Origin of the sequence: Paenibacillus maysiensis (assembly GCF_000520815.1) — a bacterium.
Taxonomy (GTDB): domain Bacteria; phylum Bacillota; class Bacilli; order Paenibacillales; family Paenibacillaceae; genus Paenibacillus; species Paenibacillus maysiensis.
Map to the genome: position 1 here is coordinate 13,026 of NZ_ASRY01000283.1, position 15,147 is coordinate 28,172.

The window sequence follows — 15,147 nt, forward strand, 5'->3', positions numbered from 1 at the left end:
TGAACACCATACAAATATAAACCTTGATTACGAAAGGAAGACAGGCGATGAAATTTGATCTGCACACCCATCATTTCCGCTGCGGTCATGCAGACGGCAATATTCGGGACTATATCGAAGCAGGCATTCAGTCCGGTTTACAAGCGATTGGTATTTCGGACCATTCCCCTTTCCTGGGCAGCGAACAGGATCAGGCTTTTCCGAAAATTTATATGGCAAAATCCCAGCTTGCCGAGTACGTAGAAGAGGTACAACAGCTTAAAAAGGAATACGAAGGCCGCATTGACGTGTTGCTCGGATTAGAGACGGATTATTTTCCTGATTATGCGGAACTGTATCGTTCCACCCTGGCCCCTTATCCGTTCGACTACCTCATTGGGTCGATTCACAATGTCGAAGGGGACAGCATTTTTAACCGTAACCGTTGGAATGACGTAAGTGATGCACGCAAAATCGAGGTCAAGCAAGCTTACTATGCGCTCATTCAGGAATCTGCGCGGAGCGGTATGTTTCAGATTTTGGGTCATATCGACGCGATGAAGGGGAATTTCCCGGCTTTCTCAGATATTCCTGCCGATGAAGCCATTGACGAAACCTTGAAAGTGATTGCAAAATCCGGTGTTGCCATTGAAATTAACACATCAGGTAAAACCAAACTGAGTGGTGGATGGTATCCATCGGCCTCCATTTTGGAAAGAGCGCATCATTTTGGCGTAGAGGTCACTTTTGGTTCAGATGCCCATAAGCCTTCGCGGGTAGGCGATGATTGGGACGAAGTGAAGGCGATGCTGAAGGATATTGGCTTCCGGGAATGGGTTTATTTTAAACAAAAACGTAAAATTCCGGTGTCGCTCTAAAATTTGTTTAGGGTGGGATTTGCCGCTCAGCTGCCACCCACCTTAAACCGTACAGCTCCATTATTTTAAATTAATGACATCTATGTGTGAGGAGAATTACAAATGTATCCGGAAGACCCGATGGACAAGTTCAAAAAGCTAAAGCATGACATCACGCGATTTATGCTAATCTATAAATTTGCGCTCGACGAAATGGAAACCAAGATTGAAATACTAAAGCAGGAATTTCAAGCGTTGCACGATTACAGCCCTATTGAGCACACCAAATCACGCCTCAAATCCCCTGAGAGCATCATGAACAAAATGGTTCGTAAAAATAGCGAGTTATCCCTGGATGCTGTCAAGGATCATATTAAGGATATCGCGGGCTTGCGTATTACTTGCTCTTTTATTTCGGATATTTATGATGTCAGTAACATGCTTCAGAGACAGAGTGACTTGAAGGTGCTGGAAATCAAGGATTACATCAAAAATCCCAAGTCGAACGGTTACCAAAGTCTGCATCTGTTGATCCAGGTTCCTGTATTCATGTCCGACCGCCAGGAGCTGGTCTGCGTAGAGGTACAAATTCGGACCATTGCAATGGATTTCTGGGCCAGTCTGGAGCATAAAATCTTTTATAAATACAACCAGTCTGTTCCCGAAAGCCTGACACGTGAATTAAAGAACGCAGCGGATTCCGCTAATGCGCTCGATCTCCAAATGGAACGGCTGCATCGTGAAATCAAGGAGATTAAAGACGCCCGAGGTAAAGAAGACTCCATGGAAGAGCTTCGGAAGATTATGATTAATAATCAGCAATTTTCGGTGCCAGCCAACTTTTTGAAGCTGCTCGGGGAGTGATTGGACAGACTTCGTTGGTGATCCACCGCTACGCGAATGATTTGATCTTACGATCGCTGTTACAACGGGATTCTCTGGATTGTATATGCCCTTTAAAGGGTAGAATCCCATTGCAAAGGCGAACGCCTTTAGCTGATGACGTTCTCTTCTAAACTCAAACTTAATCCTTCTTCATCATTGCTGGAGGTCACTTGGTCCGCATACTTTTTAACTTCGTCAGGCGCATTCCCCATTGCGATGCCCAGCCCAGCGAATTTCAGCATATCAATATCATTGAAATTGTCACCAATTGCCATGATTTCTTCCTTTTTAAAACCATAACGGCTGATTATCTGCTGAATTGCTTTAGACTTAGATGCATCTCCAGACATAATTTCCAGATAAGTTTCTTTTGATTTGTAGATGGTTAGAACGGCGTTGTCTTTCTTTAATACTTCTTCAAGCTCTTCGATTTCTTCAGACGGACCCATACAGAGAATTTTATGCATTTCAGGGTTTGTGTTTATGAAGGTTTTAAGGTTCGCCTGAGTAGGCTGAGCCCCTGTGATATTTTGCTCTTGAACAATCCATTCGTTTTGTGGATTTTCAACAATCCATTGATCATGGCTGTAGATGTTAATATGAATGTTTGAGAATTTGCTTTTTACAGCCTCATAAATGCCAATAACATTCTCTTGAGGCAAGCCTTTGCTGAAAATAGTGGTATTACTCCTACAGTCTATTACCAGAGAACCACTGTAGCAAATAATGGGTGAATCGATTTCCAATTCTTGTTGGAGTGGCAGGATTCCACTTGGCATTCTAGCAGAAACAAGGACAAATGGTACACCCAGGTTTGTTGCTTTTTGGACTGCAAGCTTTGTTTTCTCGGTTATCACATGATTAGAATTAATTAAAGTCCCGTCTATGTCACTGAAAACTGCTTTTATCTTTGTCATATTAGCCCCCCTCGAGGTCATCTTTAACTGCCTGCCCTTCATTAATAAGTCTGATCTCAATGTTATTTTCCTCAAAATTCCTTCTAAAGCTATCTGGTGGCTTTTCATTGGTAATGATCATGTCAATATCACTAAAATTAACACCCTTATAGGAGCTGATTTGATTAAATTTCCGTGAATCCGCCAACAGAATAACCTCTTTTGATCGTTTTGCTACTAAATCTTTGATGACCGCATCTTCAAAGTTTGAAAAATAGATGCCATCCTTTAAAATACCAGCTGCACCAAGAAAAACTTTATCAAAGTAAATATCATTTAACTGAGATGCCACATTAACATCGAAAAAAAAGCGATTTTCAGGATTAAACTTTCCACCTAGCAGGCATATATCGACTTCATTGTTGTTAGATAGTGCTTCTGCATTATCAAGGGAATGAGTATAAACTGTAGAGCTTGTATTGAGATGATCACAAAGAAATTTTACTGTCGTTGAGACGTCCAGAAAACAAAGGTCACCTTTGTTGATATAAGAGGCAGCTATTTTTCCAATTTTATATTTATCTTCAGAGGAAGCATGGACTCTTTCCTTATATGCTTTTATTTTGTCCTTAAACTGAGGTAACGCAATACCTCCATGGGTTCGTATCGCAGCACCTTCATCCACTAATTTAATGAAATCCCGCCGGGCCGTGTCTCTGGAAATACCGAGCATATCGCATATCTCCTGATTCGAAATCATCTTTTCTTCCTGAAGCCTCTCAAGAATTTTCACTAACCTTTCTTCTTGATAAATAAGTATCACCTCCATAAATCAATTATAAGCATTATTGCACGATTTGTTAAGTGATATTAAGCATTTTTTGTAAGTAGTATGTACTCATCTATTTATCGCAGCGTATCCTTTGTATCCTTATTTTCGTCTACCTTAATATAATGAAAACAAGTCCATAAGGAGTGATTCATGAATGAGAAAGATACTTGTATTAGGTGGAACGCGATTTTTTGGCAAAAGGCTGGTGGAACGTCTGCTGGAGGACTCTGAGAACAACGTTACGATCCTTACACGAGGTCAAACAAGCGATTCGTTCGGTGAGCGCGTTCAGCGGATTATTGCAGATCGTAACGATGCGGAAGCGCTAGCTGAGGCGGTAGGTGAGCAGGTTTGGGATGTTGTCTACGATAATATTTGCTTTTCTCCAGATGAAGCCAGAGAAGCCTGTCGCATTTTTGATGCTAAAGCCAAACGGTATATTCTGACCTCCAGCTTATCCGTCTACGATCCAAGTCCGGAAGTGCTGACCGAGAGTGTCTTCGACCCTCAGGCTTACCTGGTTTGCAAAGGCGGCAAGGACGATTTTACATATCAGGAGGCTAAACGGCAGGCAGAAGCGGTTTTCATGCAACAAGCTACGTTCCCGGTTGCCGCTGTTCGTTTTCCGATTGTATTAGGAACAGATGATTATACGAGAAGACTTCATTTTCATATTGAGCATGTTCGTGATGGAATAGAAATCGGCATACCGAATCCGGCAGCGCGCATCTCGTTTATCCGTTCTGACCAAGCCGCAGATTTTCTACTTTGGCTTGGTCACTCTCATTTGACAGGACCCGTAAATGCTTGCTCGGACGGTACCGTGAGGATCGGAGATGTCATTTCCACCATTGAGCAGGTAACCGGGAAGCAAGCCGTGATTCAAGAAAAAACAGTCGACGAGCATATGTCTCCATTCGGTATTACACAATCGTGGTACATGGATACAACTAAAGCCCGATCAGAGGGGTACTCCTTTCTTTCCCTGACCGAATGGCTTCCTGAGCTGATAAGCGACCTGAACCGTACCTATGAATCTTAATAGTAACTTGTAAATCGCACGTAGCTACAATAAAAACAAGACAAAAAAAGAGGACCCGAAGCTTCGGGTCCCAGCAACATATATTATTCAAAAGGGGGTCATGTCTGTATTGTACCCGTCCTGTGTTAGAGTTGTTTTGCAGTTATATTTCATCTCTGTAACAAAATATTCCACTGCCGTTTCTACGCATAATCCCCTTGGGTCATCGAGAACACCAATACACTCGGCACTTCTCCTGAATGATCATAGGCACTGATTGTGCGCAGTAGGCGCAGCTTATTTTTGATCAGCACACGCACGGAAGCCTGATTATCCTCATGGCAACGACCTTCGATCCGCTTGAGCTTTAAAGAACCAAAACCAAATCTCAGCATTTCCTCCACAACCTCTGTAGCCAGCCCCTGTCCCCAGAAAGGACGATCCAAAATATAGCCTAGCTGCGCCTCACCCGCTTTTTCATTCCATTGCTGAAAAGAAGCGATACCCAGCAGCGGCGAGTGGCTGCGTTCATTATGTTCATGGAGTTCGTTGCGTTCATTGAGTTGGCCGGATTCGTTGTATGCTGCTGTATTTCGCCCATGCCATTCCACCGCAAAATGCAGGGAATCCAGGGAATCCGCAGCTACTCTGATTTGCGCTACCAGACGCCGCATCCGCGCATCGACTGGCTTGCGAATCCGGTTCACATACCGGATAACCAATGGATCGGACAACATCCGTTCCAGCGCGGAGTAATCCCCCGCTTGTAGCTGGCGCAACCGGACACGGTCGGTATAAAGCTCCGGTAGCCCTGAACGAAGCATTTCTCTGGTCAGCACAATGATCCCTCCTGCGGATGGATTGGCTTTTTGCAGCGAATAGTTGCACAATCAATCCAGGTCCTGAATTCCCCGGTAAATGCCTGTGCGCAGCTCACGGATATAATACGGCAAAGAAGGTACACCGGCTTCCTCTGCCTGTTTTACCGCCAATTCTATATCGTAAGGCACACGTACAAATTGAATGGAAAAGGGCGCAGGCGTATCTTCTCCCAGGTTTCCCTCCAAAATGCAGTAAGAAGCCTGAGTTACATCCAGCGGATTCCCCACACTGCCGACATTAAAAAGCGTCTTGCCCTGAAAATGCTGAATAAAGGCATTATGCACATCTCCATACCCAACAATATCCGGGGCAAAAGCGGCTTTTCCATTTTCCTCGGCCAACGGGTCGAACATGGCGAGTCTTTTCTCCGGCTCATCCCATGGCTGCACGCGATGATATACACTTTGCGGCGAAGCATGTACCAGACGGATACGACGTCCGCTCATCCTGAAATCATGATGAAACGGTAACTGTGCCAAATATTGTAGCCGTTCTGTGTCCAAGCGCTCGGCTTGCCAGCTAAAATTGAGATCATCCGTAATGCTAACCAGCTCATCCCAATTGCCTCGCACGACCACCTCGCAACGTTGACGGACAGCCTCCAGAACCTCGCAAGGGCTAGGCCCTTTGCCGATCAGATCCCCCAAACAAAACACACGACTAATTCCTCGGGAAGCAATATCCTCCAGCACCGCCTCGCAGGCAGGCCAATTGCCATGTATATCTGAAATGACAGCAATACGATCCATCTGAATATCACTCCTTTGTCCGAAACAGCTACACACTACACTAAACCCTTTTTATGTAGTTACAAGCCCATAATGATGAAAGTAAATATATAATAGCCTATTGATCGGATTTCAGTGTAATGACACTCAGCTCCGGCCTGCACAGCACACGAATCGGCAGATGGGTCATGCCAATGCCCCTGCTGACATACAGCGGCATCCTGTCGCTCCCCACATGAAATAATCCCTGAATGTACTTGCGTCCACCCGGAGGCGGCATCGGCGCTCCAATGACAGGCAAGCGCACCTGTCCTCCATGCGTATGTCCTGACAGTTGAAGATCAAAGGACATTCGCGCCGCCACATCCGCATAATCCGGCTCATGCATAAGCAGCAGCTTGCACATTTCATCAGACAGTCCGTGTATGGCACGCCGCGGATTGGGCTTGCCCATAATGTCATCCTCTAACCCAACAATCGCCACACGCTGCCCGGCTCGCTCTACAATCGCGTGTTCATTTCTCAGCAACGTAAACCCGGTTTTTGGATATAGCTCCTGTACCCCGGCTGGTAAACCCCGATAATCGTGATTGCCGAGAATGGCGAATTTACCGAGTGTGGCGTGCATCGAAGCCATGACCGGAACAGCGGCTTTCATAGATACGGCATAATCATCTACAATATCACCTGTAAAACAAAGCAAATCCGGTTTCAGTCCTGCAATCCGGTCCGCAAGCTCCCGCAGGTCCTGCTCATCCATGTGAAAGCCCAAGTGTACATCACTAAAATGCACGACTCTGATACCGTCAAAAGCCGACGGCAGACGGGGCAAAGATAGCGTAAAACGTGTAATCTCCAAATGATTAGGCTCCCATAAGGAAGCGTATCCTCCGGTTAAAAGCGCGGTTCCGGCTGTCGCTAAAGCGGCTTTTTTCAAAAAACGGCGACGCGAAGGATTGGCTGGCTCATTTGAAATGGAACGCCGCGAAGAACCGGGAGGGATAACGGCCTTATCGTGTGGGCCATCCTGACTCTCGCGGCGGGTTTGCGGCGTCTTCTCCATATGCGTGCCCCCTTGCTATCTATTCAACTATTGTACAGTTTAGATATCTCATGGTTCAAATATCTCACGCTTTTAGCCCTCTAGCGGTTGATGGCTAACCATCGTTCTGCATAGTCTACCAAATCTCGCTGCCTCGCTAAAAAACACGATGCATCCCCGATGTTCACCCGCGTAAAGGCTGCGGGACGATCCCGTTCAAAATCAAGCCCCAGCTTGTCAAAATCATCCGAGGATATATTAAAATTCTGAAAAGATACCCATGCCCTCTCCCCGTTCACCATCATCGGGGCCTGATGGGTCGTTTCTTCACGTCCATTGTACGCAATACGGTATTCCGCCAAATGAAAGGACGTGTTGCTGTCATGTCCGCAGCCCAGCAACAGCACATAGGCGTCTGTCTCATATAGCTTCGCCAGTGGCGAATGTTCACCCAGCCCGAAATCAAGCTCATGCCCTTCCAGCAAGTGTGAAGCCGCAGGTCCACGGGCCGCAAACGAAACATGCGGGTGTCCGCTGCGCAGTGTTCCCGGCAGGCCACGAAACGTTTCCACAATGATACCCATGCCGCCGGTCAGCGTCCAGGCCGGATCATAGGCGGGCATTTCCTCGCGTACAAGTTCCCACCATGACTCATCCAGAGGCGGGTTCATCCATGTCGACGGATCGGTCAGATCATGGGACTGCGTCGGCGTGACCAGCGTTCCTTCCGGGCCAATCGCATCGGTTAATGCCAAAAGAATCGCAGAGGCCCCTCCCGGAACAAAACTGCCAAAGCTGCGCATCGACGAGTGCACAAGCAACGTCATGCCTTTTTGAACCCCCAGCTCCTTTAATCCTTTCAGTACATCCGACCCGGTAACGGGCCGACGCGTCATCGGTTGTACAGTCACCTGTCCTGCCCCCTTTTCTCCAAAAACGATACACAATACCATAATTATACCATAACTGCTGCCCCACTCTCCTCCCTCCATGGTAACTCCTATCTGTCCTGAGCACAAAAAAACAGACTTTCTCCGGTTCAGGGAAAAAAGCCTGTTTTGGTATAAAGTATTCACTGGCTATTGCTATACGGTCAACCAGCGCTTGAACATATGCTTGGTCGTTTGCTTGTTCATTTCAGCAATGGAGGTTGTCAACGGAATGCCTTTCGGGCAGGAACGTACGCAGTTTTGCGAGTTACCACAGCCCTCCAGCCCGTCGTCCGTCATCAACGCATCCAGCCGCTCCTCCTGATTCATTTCCCCAGTTGGATGGCTATTGAACAGACGAACCTGAGATATCGCCGCAGGTCCAATGAATGTCGTTTTCTCGTTAACATTCGGGCAAGCCTCCAGGCAGACACCGCAGGTCATGCACTTGGACAGCTCATACGCCCATTGGCGCTTCTTCTCTGCCATTCTGGGGCCGGGACCCAGATCGTAGGTACCGTCAATCGGAATCCACGCTTTGACCTTCTTGAGCGCGTTAAACATCCGGCTGCGGTCGATGACCAAATCCCGTACAACCGGAAACGTGCTCATCGGCGCGATGGTAATCGGCTGCTCCAGCTTATCGACGAGCGCCGCACAAGCCTGACGCGGCTTGCCATTAATCACCATGGAGCACGCTCCACACACTTCCTCCAGACAATTCGACTCCCAGCATACCGGAGCCGTCTCTTTACCATGACTGTCCACCGGGTTACGCTGAATCTCCATCAACGCACTGATTACATTCATCCCCGGTCGATAAGCCAACTCAAATTCTTCCGTATATGGATTCGCATTAGGTTCATCCTGACGGGTCACAACGAACTTCACGGTTTTATCCGATTTCACTGCTTGCTCCGACATCTCATACACTCCCTTCTGTATCTTCCTTTACTTGTTCTTGGAGTAATCCCGAATACGCGGCTTGATCAGCGAAACGTCCACCGCTTCGTACGAGATTTGCGGTCCTTCCGGTGTCCAGTCCGCAATCGTCGTTTTCAGGAAATCCTCATCGTTGCGATCCGGGAAGTCCGGTTTGTAATGGGCCCCGCGGCTTTCGTTGCGCAGCAGCGCCCCTTTGGTCATGGCCTCAGCCAATTCCATCATATTCCACAACTGACGAGTGAACGCCGCACCCGCATTGTTCCAGCGTGAAGCATCATTGATGTTAATGTTGGAATAACGCTCCTTCAGCTCCTTGATCTTGTGGATCGTAGCTTCCAGCTTGTCATTATAACGAACCACGGTCATGTTGTTCGTCATCCACTCGCCCAGCTCTTTGTGAAGGACGTAGGCATTTTCTTTCCCGTCCATATGCAAAATACGCTCATACTTCTCCGTCTGCTGGTTGACCGCCGCATCGAACACGGAGGAAGCTATATCCTGTGCGGATTTTTTCAAGCCTTTGATATATTCCACAGCCTTCGGTCCAGCCACCATACCGCCATAAATGGCTGACAGCAGCGAGTTGGCACCCAAGCGGTTCGCACCGTGATACTGGAATTCACATTCTCCGGCGGCGAACAGCCCCGGAATATTGGTCATCTGATTGTAATCGACCCACATGCCGCCCATCGAATAATGCACAGCCGGGAAAATTTTCATCGGGATTTTACGCGGATCGTCACCGACGAATTTTTCATAAATTTCAATAATACCGCCCAGCTTCACGTCCAGCTCTTTCGGGTCCTTATGGGACAGATCGAGGTACACCATGTTCTCGCCATTAATGCCGAGCCCATCATCGACGCATACACTGAATATTTCACGTGTCGCAATATCACGAGGGACCAGATTTCCATAAGCCGGATACTTTTCTTCGAGGAAATACCAAGGCTTGCCGTCCTTGTACGTCCAAATACGGCCGCCCTCTCCCCGTGCAGACTCGGACATCAGACGCAGCTTGTCATCCCCCGGAATAGCCGTCGGATGAATCTGGATAAACTCGCCGTTGGCATAGCGTACGCCCTGCTGATATACCGCCCCGGCAGCCGTACCGGTATTAATCACGGAATTCGTGGTTTTGCCGAAAATAATGCCGGGTCCGCCCGATGCCAAAATAACTGCATCCGCTGCAAAAGTCTTCACTTCCATCGTGCGCAAATCCTGCGCACAGATGCCGCGACAGATACTCTCATCATCGAGTACAGCCTGTAAAAACTCCCAGTTTTCATACTTGGTCACCAAACCTTCGGATTCCCAGCGTCGTACCTGCTCATCAAGTGCGTACAGAAGCTGCTGCCCTGTCGTCGCTCCGGCAAAGGCTGTCCGATGATGCTGCGTACCGCCGAAGCGGCGGAAATCCAGCAGTCCTTCCGGTGTCCGGTTAAACATGACACCCATGCGGTCCATGAGATGGATAATACCCGGAGCCGCTTCACACATCGCTTTTACCGGGGGCTGGTTGGCCAGAAAGTCGCCGCCATAGACCGAATCGTCAAAGTGAATCCAGGGCGAGTCGCCTTCACCCTTCGTATTCACCGCGCCGTTGATGCCGCCTTGAGCACAAACGGAGTGGGACCTTTTGACCGGAACCAAAGAAAATAAATGAACGTGAACTCCTGCCTCTGCCGCCTTGATCGTAGCCATTAGACCCGCAAGACCGCCGCCCACGACAATAATGTTGGATGCTGCCATTTCTGCTCACTCCTTTTTTTCAGGATTTTATTTTATCGTTTGAATACCTCGTTTACAGCAGCTGTTGAATAGCGTTGTATTGTACCCATGCGGTTGCTGTTTCCTGAAATTCCGCGCTGCGGAATGCCAACAGGGAAGCGATGAAGCCGATGGATACAACCACGAACAAGGTCATGCAGATATAGGAAGATACTTTTTGCGCACGTGGTCCCACCGTAATTCCCCAACTGACCATAAATGCCCATAGTCCGTTAGCAAAGTGAAAGGATGCCGAAACGACACTGATTAAATAAAGGATAAAATAGACCGGATTCGTCACAATGCCATGCATCACGCCGCCTAGCTCCTCATGTGTTACATTACCAAGAGCCACCTGAAAACGTGTATCGTATACGTGCCAGATAATGAACACGAACGTAATCACACCGGAAATGCGCTGAAACAGAAAGCGCCAGTTACGCGAATAGCCAAAACGTTTGACATTTGGATCAGCCTGGTAAGCGATATACAAGCCATAGATTCCATGGAACAGCAATGGCAAGTAAATAAATAACGTTTCAAGCACAATAACAAGCGGCAGACCATTCAGGAAGGCCACGCTGCGATTGAATCCTTCCTTGCCGCCCTCCACCGCTGTGAAGTTGGTCACCAAATGCTCTACAAAAAACAGAGCCAGCGGAATGACGCCAAGAAGCGAGTGCAGCTTTCTGGAATAAAATCCTCTCATCTAGGTAATGCTCCCTTCTCCCAATAATAGCGTTTTCAATAGTAATATAACATATAAAATGACAGTTCCCGACAGGAAATGTCTAACAAGGTGTTCCTTAAAAGAGAAAACAAAGGTGTGAACATCTTGTGTCGCTTTCATGTTACTCCTTTTCGGCTTATAATGGAATTGCAATATACGTATTAATTGTTATGTCTTTTTTGCATATAGAGAGGAAGTGGATGATTTGTTTGAGGATTTGAACGCTTTTGCCGTCATTGTCGAGCAATCCAGCCTGAATAAAGCCTCCAAGCTGCTTAATCTGTCCCAGCCCGCCCTGTCCCGCAAAATCGCCAAGCTGGAGGAGGATCTGGGCGTAAACCTCTTTGATCGACGGGGCAAACGACTCGAAATTACGTCGACAGGCCGATTTGTATATACCTTCGCACTGGAGCAGCGCCAGCGCCAGCTTCGTTTTTTACAAAAGCTGTCCCAGCACAAAAATGAAGCCCAGAGTATGCTCACCCTTGGTGCAAGTCTGACGACACTCCAAACGACACTGCCTACTCTTGTTGAAGCTTTCATGAGCAAGCATCCCCAAACCGAGCTGAAACTGCTCACAGGCAAAACCCATGAAATCGTCGCTTTTGTACGCGACAAAAAAGCAGACGCCGGTATTGTCGGGTCTGCCATTCATGAGGCCGGCTTGCGTTGTATTCCACTGTTTGACGATCATTTGGAGCTAGTCGTTCCGATCGGACATGAATTAACGATGAAGACGGGAACGGCTTCGATGAAAGACCTGCAAGGATTGCCAATGATTATTTTTTCCAAAGGAACCTGGTACCGCAGTCTGACCGATGACCTGTTCCAGCGCAGCGGCATCATGCCGGATATTCGTATGGAAATTGACTCGTTCGAGGCGATTGTGCGTCTGCTGCCGACCTGCAAGGCTTCCGCATTGCTGCCCAAATCCTACTTGCGCAGCGAGCTGCTGCGGGATAATGGGCTAACGGCGCTGTACTTGCCTGATTTGAAGGAGACACGGCGCACCACCTCCCTTATCTACTCGGAGACGACCGATCTGGGGCCGACAGCACGGCGCTGGATCAGCGAGACACGTGCATCGTTTGCGGGCTATCGTATGGTGTAGAGGAGATCAGCCTTCCTCGTTCACGTTAACGACCTCGTCCTCAAAGCGGCCGATATTGTCATTGGAGCCGATGATAACCATAATATCGTCCGCTTTTAGCCGATCCATCGCTGTGGGTGCAATCAGGATACCGTTCGCCGTATGAAGCGCTACGATGCTACAACCAAAGCGAGTGCGGGCATTCAGCTCAGATAGCGTTTTGCCATGCAGACATGCAGGAACGTTGAGTTCCACAATTCTGTATTCCTTGGACAGCTCCAAATAATCAAGCAAGTTAGGCGTAACCAGTTGGTGCGCAACCCGTATCCCCATATCCCGCTCGGGATAAATGACCCGGTCCACACCGAGCTTTTCCAACGCCCGTCCGTGCAGCACAGAAATCGCTTTGGCAACGACTTTGCTCACACCCAGCTCTTTTAGCAAAATGGCAGCCAGGATGCTAACCTGAATATCATTACCAATCGCAACAATGCCGCAATCGAAATTGCGAATGCCTAGCGATCGTAACGAATCCTCGTCTGTAGCGTCCGCTACGACGGTATGCGTCAACAGCTCACTCATGCTATCCACAATATCCTCATTCTGGTCAATGCCAAGCACCTCGCATCCCATATCTACCAATTGCAAAGCCAGGCTTGAGCCAAAGCGTCCCAAACCAATAACCACAAACTGCTGCGTTTTCATATCTACTCGAAAACTCCCTTATCCTATAATCATTTTGCCTTCCGGATGACGATATAATTCCTTACCCTTTTTCGGAGTCAGTGCATAAGCAAGTGTGAGCGGACCCAATCTGCCGGCAAACATCGTCAGGGTAATGACCAGCTTGCCTATAACCGTCAAATCAGGTGTAAGCCCCATAGACAATCCCACCGTACCAAATGCAGACACCGTCTCGAACAATATCATCAGAAAATGGTGATCCTCGGTTGCTGACAAAATCATCGTCACCCCAATGACAAACAGCAGCCCCAGCAGTGTAATGGTCAAAGCCTTGTAAATTCGTCCCTGCGCAAGTCTGTACTTGAACAGCACAATATCTTCCCGCCCCCGCAGCATCGAAATCACCGCTCCAATGAGCAGGGCGAATGTTGTGGTCTTAATCCCGCCTCCAGTGGAGCCAGGGGAAGCCCCAATAAACATGAGTATGATGATAAAAAACTGCGTAGCCTGTCGCAAGCCTGCAATATCCAGCGTATTGGCACCTGCGGTGCGGGGCGTTACGGATTGGAATAAAGATCCCAGCAGCTTTCCACCCCAATCCAGCGAGCCCAGTGTCTTCGGATTGGTAAACTCAAATACAAAGATGACAAGCGTGCCGACTACAATCAGAGCAGCCGTCATGCTGAGTACCACCTTGGTATGCAAGGACAGTCTCTTTCGCTTGCGGTATTCCACCAGATCGGACATGACCACAAAGCCGATGCCACCCGAAATAATCAGAAACATAGCCGTAAAATTAACAATCGGATCATATACATAACCTGTCAGGCTGCGAAATTCACCGAATAAATCAAAACCAGCATTGTTAAACATGGAGATGGCATGCCAGATTCCAAAATAAATCGCCCTGCCTACGGGCATATCAAAGGACCAGCGAACCGAGAATATCGTAGCGCATACGCCTTCAATAACCAGTGAGTACAGTAATACCTTACGGATTAACCCGACAATTCCCTCTACAGAAGTCTGATTCATCGCTTCCTGCAAAATGAGACGCTCCCGCAAGGAAATACGACGCTTGAACACCAGTGCAATCAAGGTAGCCATCGTCATAAAGCCGAGACCACCAATCTGGATCAGCGCTACGATAACCACCTGTCCAAAAGTGGTAAAAAAGATGCCGGTATCCTTTACGACAAGCCCGGTTACACAGGTCGCAGAGGCGGCTGTAAACAAAGCGTCTATAAATGCAAGCGGCTTTCCCGTTGTATTGGAAATCGGCAGCATTAACAACAAGCTGCCTATAAGAATGATAATGGCAAAGCCCACAACGAATATCTGCGGTGGAGAAAGCCGAAGCCATCTTGCATTGGGATTCATCTATTTATCACTGCTCCTACTTGGTGAATTATGAGCATGGAGACGCTCCGGGTGCAGATTGTTCTTCCGATTGCTGTTACCCCCGGATTTTTTTCTGATTTTATAAGCCCTTTTAATGGTTAAAATGGAAGAGGTAGCGCTCGCCTTTGTCTCTGAATTTTAACCTTAACAGGGCTTATCTAATCCAATAAAATTCAGAGACAACAGCGATCGGAAGATCAAATGGAGCACGAAGCGGACTTAACTCAGCAACGTTTTAATTATCCAACTTTTATTCGCACAAAAAAAGACACCGGAAATCCGAGTGCCTGACTTGGTTCCTGCTCACAGCCTACGAGGTTAGCTGACGGATTCGGGCTTCACAGTATGCCCTATTCACACTCCTGGTCCGGGACCGGCTGCAAAATTCACCCCAGTAACATGGTTCCCCCGTTTTCCTATGGAAATTCGGCTCAAATGTATATCGTTACCTATATATTTCATATGCATTATCTCAA

General features: G+C 47.8%; 15 protein-coding genes and 1 riboswitch. Of the genes, 4 read left to right on the forward strand and 11 right to left on the reverse strand.

Going from position 1 to position 15,147, the window contains the following annotated elements:
- Positions 1-47: 47 nt before the first annotated feature.
- Together L696_RS0121175 and L696_RS0121180 are read left to right on the forward strand one after the other, a co-directional pair.
- Positions 48-857, forward strand: coding sequence for a histidinol-phosphatase (locus L696_RS0121175; RefSeq protein ID WP_025685419.1), 810 nt, complete (start codon positions 48-50; stop codon positions 855-857).
- A gap of 102 nt (positions 858-959) precedes the next feature.
- Complete coding sequence (locus L696_RS0121180) at positions 960-1,700, forward strand: GTP pyrophosphokinase (RefSeq protein WP_025685420.1); 741 nt, start codon at positions 960-962, stop codon at positions 1,698-1,700.
- A 128-nt stretch (positions 1,701-1,828) separates the two neighbouring features.
- On the opposite strand, the gene L696_RS0121185 is transcribed toward L696_RS0121180, so the two are convergent.
- Both L696_RS0121185 and L696_RS0121190 read right to left on the reverse strand, forming a co-directional pair.
- Positions 1,829-2,638 carry a Cof-type HAD-IIB family hydrolase gene (locus L696_RS0121185; RefSeq protein WP_025685421.1) on the reverse strand — a complete coding sequence of 270 codons (810 nt, stop codon included), beginning with the start codon at positions 2,636-2,638 and terminating at the stop codon, positions 1,829-1,831.
- 1 nt (position 2,639) lies between these two features.
- Positions 2,640-3,410, reverse strand: a complete 771-nt coding sequence (locus L696_RS0121190) for a DeoR/GlpR family DNA-binding transcription regulator (protein WP_049827476.1) — start codon at positions 3,408-3,410, stop codon at positions 2,640-2,642.
- A gap of 193 nt (positions 3,411-3,603) precedes the next feature.
- Between L696_RS0121190 and L696_RS0121195 the strand changes: the two genes are divergently transcribed.
- The gene (locus tag L696_RS0121195; protein WP_025685423.1) at positions 3,604-4,491 is read left to right on the forward strand and encodes an NAD(P)H-binding protein; all 888 of its coding nucleotides are present in this window, start codon (positions 3,604-3,606) and stop codon (positions 4,489-4,491) included.
- 182 nt (positions 4,492-4,673) lie between these two features.
- On the opposite strand, the gene L696_RS0121200 is transcribed toward L696_RS0121195, so the two are convergent.
- From L696_RS0121200 to L696_RS0121230, 7 genes are all read right to left on the reverse strand, one after another.
- Entirely contained in the window at positions 4,674-5,309 is a 636-nt protein-coding gene (locus L696_RS0121200) for a GNAT family N-acetyltransferase (RefSeq protein ID WP_025685424.1), read from the reverse strand.
- A 51-nt stretch (positions 5,310-5,360) separates the two neighbouring features.
- Positions 5,361-6,101: a metallophosphoesterase family protein gene (locus L696_RS0121205; RefSeq protein WP_025685425.1), complete on the reverse strand. Its 741-nt coding sequence runs from the start codon at positions 6,099-6,101 to the stop codon at positions 5,361-5,363.
- A gap of 97 nt (positions 6,102-6,198) precedes the next feature.
- On the reverse strand, positions 6,199-7,143 hold the full coding sequence (locus L696_RS0121210; protein WP_025685426.1) for a metallophosphoesterase: 945 nt from the start codon (positions 7,141-7,143) through the stop codon (positions 6,199-6,201).
- Positions 7,144-7,223: 80 nt separating this feature from the next.
- Entirely contained in the window at positions 7,224-8,033 is an 810-nt protein-coding gene (locus tag L696_RS0121215) for an AAC(3) family N-acetyltransferase (protein WP_025685427.1), read from the reverse strand.
- A gap of 174 nt (positions 8,034-8,207) precedes the next feature.
- Positions 8,208-8,975 carry a succinate dehydrogenase iron-sulfur subunit gene (gene sdhB / locus L696_RS0121220; protein ID WP_014277823.1) on the reverse strand — a complete coding sequence of 256 codons (768 nt, stop codon included), beginning with the start codon at positions 8,973-8,975 and terminating at the stop codon, positions 8,208-8,210.
- A gap of 27 nt (positions 8,976-9,002) precedes the next feature.
- Positions 9,003-10,748, reverse strand: coding sequence for a succinate dehydrogenase flavoprotein subunit (gene sdhA, locus L696_RS0121225; protein WP_025685428.1), 1,746 nt, complete (start codon positions 10,746-10,748; stop codon positions 9,003-9,005).
- A gap of 52 nt (positions 10,749-10,800) precedes the next feature.
- Entirely contained in the window at positions 10,801-11,475 is a 675-nt protein-coding gene (locus tag L696_RS0121230) for a succinate dehydrogenase cytochrome b558 subunit (protein WP_025685429.1), read from the reverse strand.
- A 226-nt stretch (positions 11,476-11,701) separates the two neighbouring features.
- Between L696_RS0121230 and L696_RS0121235 the strand changes: the two genes are divergently transcribed.
- Positions 11,702-12,607, forward strand: coding sequence for a LysR family transcriptional regulator (locus L696_RS0121235; protein ID WP_025685430.1), 906 nt, complete (start codon positions 11,702-11,704; stop codon positions 12,605-12,607).
- 6 nt (positions 12,608-12,613) lie between these two features.
- Here the strand turns inward: L696_RS0121235 and L696_RS0121240 are convergent, their stop codons facing one another.
- Positions 12,614-13,291 (reverse strand): potassium channel family protein, encoded by a 678-nt coding sequence (locus tag L696_RS0121240; protein ID WP_025685431.1) that lies wholly within the window; start codon positions 13,289-13,291, stop codon positions 12,614-12,616.
- A gap of 18 nt (positions 13,292-13,309) precedes the next feature.
- Positions 13,310-14,650, reverse strand: coding sequence for a TrkH family potassium uptake protein (locus L696_RS0121245; RefSeq protein WP_025685432.1), 1,341 nt, complete (start codon positions 14,648-14,650; stop codon positions 13,310-13,312).
- Positions 14,651-14,963: 313 nt separating this feature from the next.
- Positions 14,964-15,113, reverse strand: a riboswitch (cyclic di-AMP (ydaO/yuaA leader).
- Positions 15,114-15,147 lie beyond the last annotated feature (34 nt).

What these genes read in the sequence shown, in the direction of transcription:
- L696_RS0121175 (WP_025685419.1), top strand. Translation starts at nt 48, where the DNA reads ATGAAATTTGATCTGCACACCCATCATTTCCGCTGCGGTCATGCAGAC.
- L696_RS0121180 (WP_025685420.1), top strand. Translation starts at nt 960, where the DNA reads ATGTATCCGGAAGACCCGATGGACAAGTTCAAAAAGCTAAAGCATGAC.
- L696_RS0121185 (WP_025685421.1), bottom strand. Translation starts at nt 2,638, where the DNA reads ATGACAAAGATAAAAGCAGTTTTCAGTGACATAGACGGGACTTTAATT.
- L696_RS0121195 (WP_025685423.1), top strand. Translation starts at nt 3,604, where the DNA reads ATGAGAAAGATACTTGTATTAGGTGGAACGCGATTTTTTGGCAAAAGG.
- L696_RS0121205 (WP_025685425.1), bottom strand. Translation starts at nt 6,101, where the DNA reads ATGGATCGTATTGCTGTCATTTCAGATATACATGGCAATTGGCCTGCC.
- L696_RS0121210 (WP_025685426.1), bottom strand. Translation starts at nt 7,143, where the DNA reads ATGGAGAAGACGCCGCAAACCCGCCGCGAGAGTCAGGATGGCCCACAC.
- sdhB (WP_014277823.1), bottom strand. Translation starts at nt 8,975, where the DNA reads ATGTCGGAGCAAGCAGTGAAATCGGATAAAACCGTGAAGTTCGTTGTG.
- sdhA (WP_025685428.1), bottom strand. Translation starts at nt 10,748, where the DNA reads ATGGCAGCATCCAACATTATTGTCGTGGGCGGCGGTCTTGCGGGTCTA.
- L696_RS0121230 (WP_025685429.1), bottom strand. Translation starts at nt 11,475, where the DNA reads ATGAGAGGATTTTATTCCAGAAAGCTGCACTCGCTTCTTGGCGTCATT.
- L696_RS0121240 (WP_025685431.1), bottom strand. Translation starts at nt 13,291, where the DNA reads ATGAAAACGCAGCAGTTTGTGGTTATTGGTTTGGGACGCTTTGGCTCA.
- L696_RS0121245 (WP_025685432.1), bottom strand. Translation starts at nt 14,650, where the DNA reads ATGAATCCCAATGCAAGATGGCTTCGGCTTTCTCCACCGCAGATATTC.